The organism is Actinoplanes sp. TFC3 (assembly GCF_001553785.1).
Taxonomy (GTDB): domain Bacteria; phylum Actinomycetota; class Actinomycetes; order Mycobacteriales; family Micromonosporaceae; genus Actinoplanes.
The window spans coordinates 3,045,380-3,055,703 of record NZ_LOJP01000001.1 but is presented as its reverse complement, the minus strand read 5'-3'; the positions used below and the strand labels follow the sequence as shown (position 1 = coordinate 3,055,703).

At 67.9% G+C, this 10,324-nt stretch carries 11 protein-coding genes; 1 reads left to right on the top strand and 10 read right to left on the bottom strand.

Translation table 11 applies throughout. The annotated features are described in order from the left end of the window. Window positions 1–182 precede the first annotated feature (182 nt). Window positions 183–926, top strand: coding sequence for an EAL domain-containing protein (locus TFC3_RS13555; RefSeq protein WP_153040225.1), 744 nt, complete (start codon window positions 183–185; stop codon window positions 924–926). Between the two features lie 82 nt (window positions 927–1,008). On the opposite strand, the gene TFC3_RS13550 is transcribed toward TFC3_RS13555, so the two are convergent. The 10 genes from TFC3_RS13550 to TFC3_RS13505 form a co-directional block, all read right to left on the bottom strand. Beyond that, entirely contained in the window at window positions 1,009–1,317 is a 309-nt protein-coding gene (locus TFC3_RS13550; protein ID WP_067499711.1) for a metalloregulator ArsR/SmtB family transcription factor, read from the bottom strand. Continuing rightward, window positions 1,314–2,153 carry a metal ABC transporter permease gene (locus TFC3_RS13545; protein WP_067499709.1) on the bottom strand — a complete coding sequence of 280 codons (840 nt, stop codon included), beginning with the start codon at window positions 2,151–2,153 and terminating at the stop codon, window positions 1,314–1,316. Before TFC3_RS13545 ends, TFC3_RS13550 begins: the two co-directional genes overlap by 4 nt. Beyond that, complete coding sequence (locus TFC3_RS13540; RefSeq protein ID WP_067499706.1) at window positions 2,137–3,024, bottom strand: metal ABC transporter permease; 888 nt, start codon at window positions 3,022–3,024, stop codon at window positions 2,137–2,139. The genes TFC3_RS13545 and TFC3_RS13540 overlap by 17 nt, the downstream gene beginning before the upstream one ends. Next, the gene (locus TFC3_RS13535) at window positions 3,021–3,776 is read right to left on the bottom strand and encodes a metal ABC transporter ATP-binding protein (RefSeq protein ID WP_067499704.1); all 756 of its coding nucleotides are present in this window, start codon (window positions 3,774–3,776) and stop codon (window positions 3,021–3,023) included. Before TFC3_RS13535 ends, TFC3_RS13540 begins: the two co-directional genes overlap by 4 nt. 1 nt (window position 3,777) lies before the next feature. Beyond that, window positions 3,778–4,728: a metal ABC transporter substrate-binding protein gene (locus tag TFC3_RS13530; RefSeq protein ID WP_067499702.1), complete on the bottom strand. Its 951-nt coding sequence runs from the start codon at window positions 4,726–4,728 to the stop codon at window positions 3,778–3,780. Window positions 4,729–4,842: 114 nt separating this feature from the next. Then, complete coding sequence (locus TFC3_RS13525; protein WP_236718111.1) at window positions 4,843–5,595, bottom strand: trans-aconitate 2-methyltransferase; 753 nt, start codon at window positions 5,593–5,595, stop codon at window positions 4,843–4,845. A 122-nt stretch (window positions 5,596–5,717) separates the two neighbouring features. Beyond that, complete coding sequence (locus TFC3_RS13520; protein ID WP_067499698.1) at window positions 5,718–6,941, bottom strand: aminotransferase class V-fold PLP-dependent enzyme; 1,224 nt, start codon at window positions 6,939–6,941, stop codon at window positions 5,718–5,720. Further along, window positions 6,913–8,217: a pyridoxal-phosphate dependent enzyme gene (locus TFC3_RS13515; RefSeq protein WP_236718110.1), complete on the bottom strand. Its 1,305-nt coding sequence runs from the start codon at window positions 8,215–8,217 to the stop codon at window positions 6,913–6,915. Before TFC3_RS13515 ends, TFC3_RS13520 begins: the two co-directional genes overlap by 29 nt. An 11-nt stretch (window positions 8,218–8,228) precedes the next feature. Continuing rightward, complete coding sequence (locus TFC3_RS13510; RefSeq protein WP_236718109.1) at window positions 8,229–9,638, bottom strand: alanine racemase; 1,410 nt, start codon at window positions 9,636–9,638, stop codon at window positions 8,229–8,231. 297 nt (window positions 9,639–9,935) lie between these two features. Further along, a partial coding sequence (locus TFC3_RS13505) for an ABC transporter ATP-binding protein (protein ID WP_153040432.1) occupies window positions 9,936–10,324 on the bottom strand: 389 nt, incomplete at its 5' end.

Below are 10,324 nucleotides of genomic sequence, written 5' to 3'. Positions count from 1 at the left end.
CCTTCCCACCCACCCGCAACGCATCATGATGAACCTCTGGCCCGGCACCGGCGTCGACAGCTGGCTGCAGCCTTTCACCTACCCGGGCACCCCCTTGACCGCCGGCTACGACTGGGCCAAGTACACCAAGTACTGATGGCCGCTGGAGCCTGCGTTGAGCTTCGCCACCGATCGTCAAAGGCATGACCGAAGCCCAGCTGATCTCGCCCGACGCCCGTGCCGTTCTCGACGTGCTGGACACCGGCGCGGTGGAGATTGTCTTCCAGCCGATCGTGCAGCTGCAGGACGGCACGGTTCGCGGCTACGAAGCCTTGGCGCGCTTCGACCGCCGGCACTTCGCCAACCCGGCGCAGGCCTTCGCCGCCGCCACCGAGGCCGGCCTCGGCGTGGAGCTGGAGATCCTCGCGATCGAGCGGGCCCTGCAGCGGCTGGACGACCTGCCCACCGGCGCCTGGCTCAGCCTCAACGCCTCGGTCGAAGCGCTGCTGACCCCGCGTACCGTCGAGCTGCTGCTGGCCCACTCGCACCGCCGCCTCACCGTCGAGCTGACCGAGCACACCCAGATCACCGACTACACCGCCCTGCAGAAGGTGCTGGACCGGCTGCGGCCGGCCGGGATCCTCGTCGCGGTCGACGATGCGGGGGCGGGGTTTGCCAACCTGAGCCAGATCCTGCAGCTGCACCCGGACATCATCAAGCTCGACATCTTCCTCACCCGCAACATCGACGCCGACCCGGTGCGCATCGCCCTGGTCCGCGCGCTGGTCGCCTTTGCCGACAGCCTCGGCGCGATGCTGGTCGCCGAGGGCATCGAAACGTACGCCGAGCACCGGCAGGTCCTCGCCCTCGGCGTCCACCACGGGCAGGGCTACTACATCGCGCGGCCCGGTCCGCTGGCCAGCCACCACATCGAACCGCTGCTCTGAGGACCACGAGCCCGCCCTGGGATGTCACCAAAGGCGGGCTCGCGTGCTTCGCCAGACGTCAGCCGGTTACGGCCGCCGTGGATCAGGCGGATTCCTCGGCGTACTGCATGACTTCCCCGATGAGCCGGGTCGTGCTCTGCCCCCGCAAGGCATAGAAGACGTTGCGGCCTCGGCGTTGTCGCCGGATCAGCCGGGCGTCCTTGAGAAATCGCAAATGGTGTGCCACCGATGTCGAATCCGCCGCTATGGCCTCGGCCAGCGCGGCCGGTGTCTGTTCGCCCTGTTGCAAGAGGACAAGGATGTGCAGGCGGTGTTCGTAGGCCATGCCGCGCAGCACGACAACCGCTCGTTCCAGCGTCGACGGGGAGGTTTGCAGGCTACCGGTGCTCATCCTCGCACCGCCTCGACGCGGCGCTGAACGGTCCTGCTGGTCCGCACGATCCTGGACAGCAGCAGTGAGATCACCAGGATGGCGGTGGCCGTCAGCGTGATGCTCGCACCGGCCGCGACATTCCAGTGGCTGGAGGCGTACAGGCCGATAAGTCCGCTACTCATCCCGAAGGTGATGGCCAGAGCCGTGAGCACGCCGAGCCGCGTGGTCCAGAGCCGGGCCGCGGCGGCCGGGGCGACGATCAGCGCCAGCGCCAAAATGGTGCCGGCAGCCGGGACCACGGTCACGACGACCACCTCGATGGTGAGCAGTAGCACGATGTCCCAGAAACCCGTGGCGAAGCCGGCCGTTTGTGCACCGGTGCGGTCGAAGCCGGTGTACAACAGCGGCCGGGCTGCTACCAGCAGCACGCCCGCCACCACCACCAGGACCACGGCAGTGGTGATCAGATCCCGCGGGGAGACCGTGAGAACCGAGCCGACAAGAAACGAGGACAGATCACGGCTGAAGCCGTTCTGAGTGGCCACCAGCGCGGCCCCCAGCGCGAATCCACCGGACAGCATGACACCGGTGGCTGCGGCCGCGTTCTGTCCGCGGCGGCGGCTGAGCGCGGCTACGCCCAAGGCGATGACCGCACCGGCCGCGACGCCGCCGGCGAAGATGTTGATCCCGATGATCGACGCGGCCACCACACCGGGGAACGTGGCGTGGGTCAGGGCCATGGTGAAGAACGACAGCCGGCGCAGCACCACCTGCACGCCGATCAGACCGGCAAGCGCACCGGCGAGAAGCACCTCGGCCGTCGCCCGGAGCAGGGCGTCATCCCACCAGTTCATGTGAGGAACCCCTTTCCGGGCCCGCCGGGTGCGGCCGGTTGCGCCGCAGCCGCAAGGCCCCCAGCGGCAGGAGAAGGAGATAGAAGAGCGCCAGGAACAGCACCACCGCGGAGGCCGACGTGAGAGAGATGTCGTACACGACCGAGGCGGTCCAACTGGCCCACAGCCCGGCGTAGCCGGCGAGCATGATCAGCCCGGTGCCCGCGAACGCCATGACGAGCAGTCGCGAGGTGATCATCCGCGCTGCGGCGGCCGGCACGATGAGCAGTGCCACCACCAGAATGGTCCCCACGGCGCGAACGGCGGCGACGACCACAAGAGCGATCACGAGGTTCAGCCCCAGGTCCAGCCAGGCGATCCGATAACCTGCCGCTGCGGCGCCGGCCGGGTCGAAAGTCCGGAAGAGCAGGGCGCGGGCGCCGATCATCAGCAGCCCAAGGATCACCACCGCGAGCACTGCGGTCTCCACCAGTTGCCGCGGGGTCACGGTGAGGATGCGGCCGAACAAGAACGTCGTCAGATCCGAGGTGTACGACGGCCGGCGCGACACCAGCACCACACCCAGCGAGAACATCGCGGTGAGGATGACCGCCGTGGACGCATCGTCGGACAGGGCGCCGCCGCGGGTCAGCAGGGTCAGCGCGACCGCGGTGACAACGCCGGCGATCAGGGCACCGACGAAGACACCCTCGACGCCGCCGGCCACGAACCCGATGACCACGCCCGGGAAAACGGTGTGGGTCAGCGCGTCGGACACGAACGACAGCCTGCGGGCAAAGACGAAAACGCTGACCGGGCCGCAGATGAGTGCCAGCAGCGTCAGCTCGGCCAGGGCACGAGCCATGAACGGTACGGCGAAAGGCTCGATCACGGCTCTACCAGCACGGTCCGGCCACCGTCGACCTCCACCGCGTGCGCGCCATACGCGCGGCGCAGCGTATCGGCGGTCAGCGTCTCGTCGGGTGGCCCGGCCGCCCACTGCCGGCCGTTGAGCAGGCACACCAGATCGGCGAGTTCCCGGGCGACGGCAAGGTCGTGCGTGCTGAGCACCAGGGCTGTTCCGGCGGCGCTGAGCTCGCGCAGCACCGCAAGGATCGCGTCCTGGCTGACGATGTCGACGCCGTTGAACGGCTCGTCGAGCAGCAGCAGCTGCGGCTCGGCAGCAATGGCGCGGGCGAGCAGCACGCGCTGGCGCTGGCCGCCGGACAGGGTGCCGAAGTTCTTTCTGGCGCGATCGGCCAGGCCCACGCGGTCGAGGGCCTCGCGCACGGCTGCCCGGTCAGCGGAGCGGGTGGGCCGCCACCAGCCGATACGGCGGTAGCGGCCCATCATGACGACCTGCGCGGCGGTGACGGGGAAGCCGGCGTCGAGGGCATCGGTCTGCGGCACGTACCCGGTGTGCACTCGCGCATGAACCGGGGTTGTCCCGAGTACCGTGGCGGCGCCGCCGAGAACCGGGACCAGGCCGAGCACCGACTTGATCAGGGTGGACTTGCCGGCGCCGTTGGGACCCACCAGGGCCAGGCGCTGACCGGTCCGGACGGTGAGTTCGACGTCGGTGAGCACGGGGGTGCCGTGGTAGCCGACGCTGACCCCGGCGTAGCGAAGGGCGGCGCCGCTCATGTCAGCCGGCCAACGCCGACGTGATGACCTGGGTGTTGTGCTGCTCGGCGCCGAGGTAGGTGCCCTGCGGGGTGCCTGGGGCGCCCAGACTGTCGCCGTACAGGGCGTCCTCACCACCGACTACCTTGACGCCGGCCTGCTTCGCGATGGCCTCGGCACTCTTGGGTGGTAGCGAACTCTCGGTGAAGATCGCCTTGGCGCCGGTCGACGTGATTTTGGCGACCAGGTCGGTGAGCTGCTGGGCACTCAGCTCCGCGGAGGTGTCCAGGCTGGGGATGACCGAGCCGACGAACTGCAGGTGGTAACGGTCGATGTAGTAGCCGAACGCGTCGTGGTTGGTAACGAGTTTGCGCTGCTGTGCGGGGATCTTCGCAAACGCGGCCTGGTTGTCGGCGTCGAGCTTGTCCAGCTGGGCCGAGTAGCCGGCGAGATTGCTGGCGAAGATGTCCGCGCGCGCCGCGTCGGCCGCGGCGAATGCCTTCTCGATGTTGGTGACCATGGTTTTGGCGTTCTGCGGGTTGTGCCAGATGTGCGGGTCGCCGCCGGCCATCTCCTCGTCGCCCGGGTCGCCCTTGCGGATCGCCACGCCCTGGCTGGCGTCGACCACCGTGCCCGTGAAGCCGGCGGACTCGATGGTCTGATCGAGCCACTCCTCGAGCCCGACGCCGTTCTTGACGACGAGCTTGGCCTTGCCGATGGCCTGGATGTCGGCGGGGGTGGGCTCGTACTCGTGGGGGTCGACGTTCGGTTTGATGATCTGGGTGACGCTTACGTCGTTGCCGCCGATACTGCGGACGAAGTCTGCGACCTCGGGAGTGGTGGCAATCACGGCGAGCGGGGCACCAGACGAGGGGCCGGCACCGGCCGCGGCGTCAGGGGTGCCCTTGCTGCCACACCCCGCGGCCAGCAGAGCAAGTGCCGTGGCGGCTGCAGGGACAAAGATACGTTTCACGAAAACAACTCCGATCCTGAGGGGCAGAACGGTAATCGTTTTCAATAAGCATTGTCTAATGGCGAAGTGACGATGTGTGCAACGGCGCCGCCCGGCTTGCCCAGCCCGATCGGCTCAGACGAGGGCCGCCAGGGCAGCGTGCCGGCCGCACCGCCACACCAAGCCGACCCGCTCGAAGCCGGCCGCGCCAAGCGCGGCAGCGTGCCAGGACACCGGAGCCGTAAATTCCGCCGGTGGGCGCTGCCCGAAAACGGCCGCACGCTCGGCGACCAGCGGTGCGATCTCGGCAATGTCCGCCACGTCGCTCCACCACTGGGCCCAGGCCAAGTCGGCAGCGGCCGCACCCTCGGCGGGGTCCAGAGCCGCCATGAGCGAGGCGATACCGTCGTCAGGCATGAGGTCGGCGACGATCAGCAGCCCGCCCGGCGTCAATGCCCGGCGGATGTCGGCATACAGCGCCTGCACCTGCGCGGCATGCAGATAGTGCAGAGTCATGACCGTCACGATGACGTCGAAGTCCGCGCCCGCCCGACCGACCCACGCCGATGAGGACAGATCCGCCTCGATCGTGCGCACTGCGGCATCACTGGGCGCGCTGCGAGCCAGGGCGAGCAGGACGGGGTCGATGTCCATCACGCTGACCTCGGCTGCGGGCCAGCGACGGGCCATCCGCTCGGCGAGAACACCAGGGCCGCCGCCGAGGTCGAGCACTTTGCCCGGCGGGGAGCCGGCCGCTTCAGCGGCCCGGCACATCGTCTCCTCAAGAGTGCTCAGGCCAGGAACGAACCCGGCCATCACCTGGGCCCACGTGGCACGCCAGCGGCCGGCGTGAGCAGGGTCGAGCACGGCGCCAGGCGCGCCGGACATACTTGCCATAGTTTGCACTCCGGGACCACAAGCCAGCAGGACGCCACACGATAACGGAAACCATTTCCGACAGGTTAAGCCGTGTGGTCCGCCGGCTCCGGCACATCCTCGCGATACGCGTGTCAAAACTGGCGGTCGAGGCCGGCCAGCACCGACAAGAGCCGATCAACCTCCTCGGCGGTGTTGTACACGTGCAGACTCACCCGTACCGATGCGGTCGTCTCACCGCTTTTCGCCTGGCAGTGACCATCAGCCCGGACCATGAGGCCGTCAGCGGCCAGGATGAAGCCCAGGTCGTTGGAAGCGATCGAGCGGTGCCGGAACGCGATGATGCTCTGCCGCCGCTGCAGCGCGGACGCGGCGCTGAGACTGGCCTGGCAGCCCAGCACCTCGTAACTGGGCAAGGTGCGCAGCCCATCGGTAAGCCGGGCACCCAACCCGGCGGTCCACCGGGCGATGCGGTCGGTTCCCGCACTGTCCAGCCACTCCAACGCTGTGGCCAGGCTGATGATCCCGCTGGTGTTGGGCGAGCCGGCCCATCCGCCCGCCGCGTAAGCGGGCCCACGCTGATTGCGCGCCCAGACCGCGCCGACGCCTGGCAAAGCCATCGCTTTGTGGCCGGAGAACACGACGAAGTCGGCGTCGAGGGTGCTCAGCGACAGCGGCAGATGCCCGATGCCCTGCGCAGCGTCGAGGCAGATCGGGATGTCCGGCCCGGCGACAGCGCGCAACCGTTGCACGTTCATGTCGTTGCCGTAGACGTGATGCACGTGCGTGGCTGCGATGAACCGCGTGCGCTCGTTGATCATGCCGGCGAGCCGGTCGGTGTCGTAGTCGAACGCGGCGTCGTACGGCATTGCCCGTACGTGCACCGTGATCCCTTGCCGGCGTAGGAGCCCGGTCACCTCCAGCCAGGGCTCATGGTTGGCGGCATGGTCGGCGAACGGCACGATGATCTCGTCGCCGTCCCGCAACTGTGGAGCCAGCCAGTCCCGGGCAATCCCGCGCAGCCCCTCGGTGGTGCCGCTGACGAAGTGCACGCCGGAGCGAGCCGGATCCGGGTCAGCCAGGAAGCGGCGCAGCCGGTCGCGCGTCTGCTCGATACGCGCGGTGGTGCGGTTCGCCCACGGGTACGTACCACGGGCGGCGTTGGCGTTGCCCGTCGCCAGGTAGGTCATGACAGCGTCGAGGACGACCTGCGGCTTCTGCGCCGTCGCAGCGCTGTCCAGGTACGCCTTGTCCGGGTTGCCGACGATGATCGGGAACTGTGCCCGCAGCTTTTCCTGCCAGAGCGACAGCTCGTGCAGCACGGCCATGTCAGTCCCGGACCAGCGGCGCACCGGCATCACGCCAGGCGATGATCCCGCCGTCGAGCGATCGGACCTGTGGATGGCCCATCCGCGCCAGCAGCGCAGCGTAGCGGGCGGACTTCTCCCCCACCGGGCACACCAGCAACACGCTTTGCCCGCGGCCGAACGGCAGCCCGCCATGCAGCAGCTCGGCGAACAGCTCGTCGACGATATTTATCGAACCGTCGATGTGCAGTGCTCGGAAAGCGAAAGGACTGCGCAGATCCACAACGAGACCACGGCGTTCGGTCACCCACTGCTCGGCCTCGGCGACCTCGACCGTGCTGGCCTGCGCAAGGTCCGCGCCGGTCAGCGTCGCTGCCGAATTGCGCCGCGGTAGCTGACCGAACAGCTCCGGCCGGCGATCGCGCACATAACTCAGATAGCTTTCTACGCGGTCGCAGACGATGAACACCGCTGTGCGGCGCTCGGTCAGGCCCGCGTCAACAGCGCGCAGATACCGCACTGCGCCTTGATAAGCACCGCCTCCGGTGGGTCCGGCCAGCATGCCGCACCGGCGGACCAGGGTGAGCAGCCCGTCAATGGCATCGTCTGCGGTGATGGTCTCGATACAGGAGTAGACGCCCGGGTCGAACAGGCCGACTTCGTGCACCTCGTCGATGGTACGGATGCCCGGGATGAAATCGGACTTGTGCGCCACCAGCCCCACCACCTGCACATCGCGATGGTGCTGGCGCAGCGCCGTCGCAACCCCGGTCGAGGAGCCAGCCGTGCCGACACAGGCGACGAAGTAGTCCGGCGCCCGCCCGTCGAGATCTTTGACGATCTCCGGCCCGGTGCCGTGCAGGTGCGCCTCGACGTTGAGTTCGTTGAAGTACTGGTCGGTGTGCAGGTGGTCGCCGCCGGTTCCGGCGAGCCGCTGATGCATCCGGGTCAGCGGGTCGCCAGTGTCGGTGGGATCGAGGCATTCGGCTTGCCCGGGCAGCTCGTCGATCTCGGCGCCCAGCAACAGCAGGAGATCCTTGATCTCCGGCACCTTCATGCGGTTGGTGATGCTCTTGAAGCTCAGCCCATGCATGCCGGCGAGCACGGCGAGCGCCTTGGCGGTGTTACCGCTGGACAACTCCACGACCGTACGACCATCCCTGCCGGATCGGCTCAGCAGCGGCAGCAGCATGTTCCAGGCGGCGCGGTCCTTGAGCGAGCCGAACGGGTTGAGAGACTCCATCTTGGCGTACAAGTCGATGTGCCGCAGACCGTGCACGGCCGGGTCGATACGGACCAGCGGGGTGTTGCCGATAACGTCGGTCATGGCCTCGAACCTCATGCCGCCTCCACACCTGTGCGAACGGGCCAGTACTGCTCGTCGAGGCACCATTGCCACGCGTTGTGTTCGCGCCACATGGCTACCTTACGGGCGACCGGCTGTCGCAAGGCCTGCGTGGCGCTGAAGTCCATGAAGTAGCCGGCAGTGTTGACGAATGCCAGCACATCCCCGGCTTGTGGCCGCGACGGCAGGAAGACCTTGCGGCGGGTGATGAGGTCGGCTTCCAGGCACAGATTGCCGAACAGGTACGCCTGCACCGGCCGCGCATCAGTGGAGGCTGCACGGTGCACAACCACGGGATCCATCAGCACGCCGTGCTCTTCCAGGCTCACATCGCGGGCGTTGCAGTCCAGCCGCACGATGGTGTCGCCATCGTCGTCGCGGACCTCCAGCACGCTGGCCAGGACCATGCCGCACTGGTCCAGCAGAGCTCGGCCCGGTTCCACGTGCAGGTCATACATGCTGTCCAGCAGCAGCTGTCCCAGCGGCCGACGCTGCTGCGGGGCTGCGGTTTGCAACAGCCGGTCCAGGTAGGCCGCGCCGGCGACCGGCCGGTGGGCGGGATAAAGCTGCAGCGAACCGCGGACCGTACCGCCTTCGGCCCGCAGCCCGTAGCCGTGTGCGTTCCATGTAAGCGGTTCCCGTTTGCCGAGGACTGCCTGAGACAGTGCGGAGGTGTATGCGTCCCACTGGTCGCCGTCAGCGAGATAGTTGACGCCAAATCCCCCGCCGACGTCAACCGACCACGGCCGCTGGCCCCTGCTGCGGGCCTCGTCGAGGGCGAGCAGGCAGCCCTCCAGCGCAACGGCCTTCTCGCTGAGCCCGATGGTGTCGAGGTGGTACGCCACGCCGGACAGCTCGAAAACGCCGGGGTGCTTGTCAAGCAGGTCGAGGACCTGATTCATCGCGGCAGCCGGTACGCCGAAGCGGCTACGGCGGGCACCCACATGTACGCCGGTGGACGTGAATTCCGACAAGCGCACCTGCACCGGCACCGGGGACAGCGCCGGTTTGGTGACCAGGGCGGCCAGCTCGCTCAGCTCGGCCAGCGAATCGGTGCTGACCGTGATGCCGCTACGGGCGGCCAGCCACAGCAAGTCGCGGTTCTTGGGGCCGGTGGCGATGATGCGCCGGGGTGCGAACCCCGCGCCGAGTGCGTGCTGCAGTTCGGCCAGCGATGCCACGTCGATGCCGGCGTTGCCGGCGGCCAGTTCACGCACCAGCGCACTGGACCGGTTCGCTTTGTGCGCGTAGAAGATCTGCCCGGCGAGGCGGTGACCGGAATACACGTCGCGAAAAGCGGCGACGTTTCGCGCAAGCTGCTGCGGGAGCACTATTGCCAAAGGAGATCCCAAGGCGGTGATCAATTGCGTCAGCAGGTCGGTCTCGTCAAGCACCGACTCCATGATGGATGCCATTCGCGGTGACAGATAGAGCGGCAAATGCGACCCCCGAGGGTGAGCCGTGCAGCCTGACGTGCCGCTGTTGCCCTCTTGAGGACGCTCAGTGGCGGCGACTTTTCTCAAAGTAACCGATACCGACGTCCGCGCCAAGGGTGATGAGAATGACCTGTTCTTGCGCCTGACCGACATAGTGAATTGCGCATGTGTAAAAGTGAGAGTCGATGCATATGTTGTTTTCGGAAAACATCCGCGTCCGTCGGCCGGCAACCATTTCGGCTGTCCAGCCAGGGGTACCCGAGCTCACCTCGGCGGCGGGTCCAGCGCCCGCAGCAGCACCCGGGCGCGACCGGACCGATCCGTCGTGACGTCGGCCGCCACAGCGAAGACCTGCGCGATCCGTTCGGCCGTGAGGACCGCGGCCGGCGTTCCCGCCGCCACCATCTGTCCGCCGTCAAGCAACACCACCCGGTCGCAGTACTGACCGGCCAGGTCAAGGTCGTGCAGGGCCGCAACCACAGTTATCGGCGAGCTGGCCAAGTCGGCCAGCAGCGCGAAACGGTGCCGGATGTCCAGGTGGTTGGTTGGCTCGTCCAGCAACAGCACTTCCGGCTCCTGCAGCAGAGCCCGCGCGATCGCCACCCGCTGACGCTCACCGCCGGATAGCGACGCCCATCGGCGCTGCTCCCACC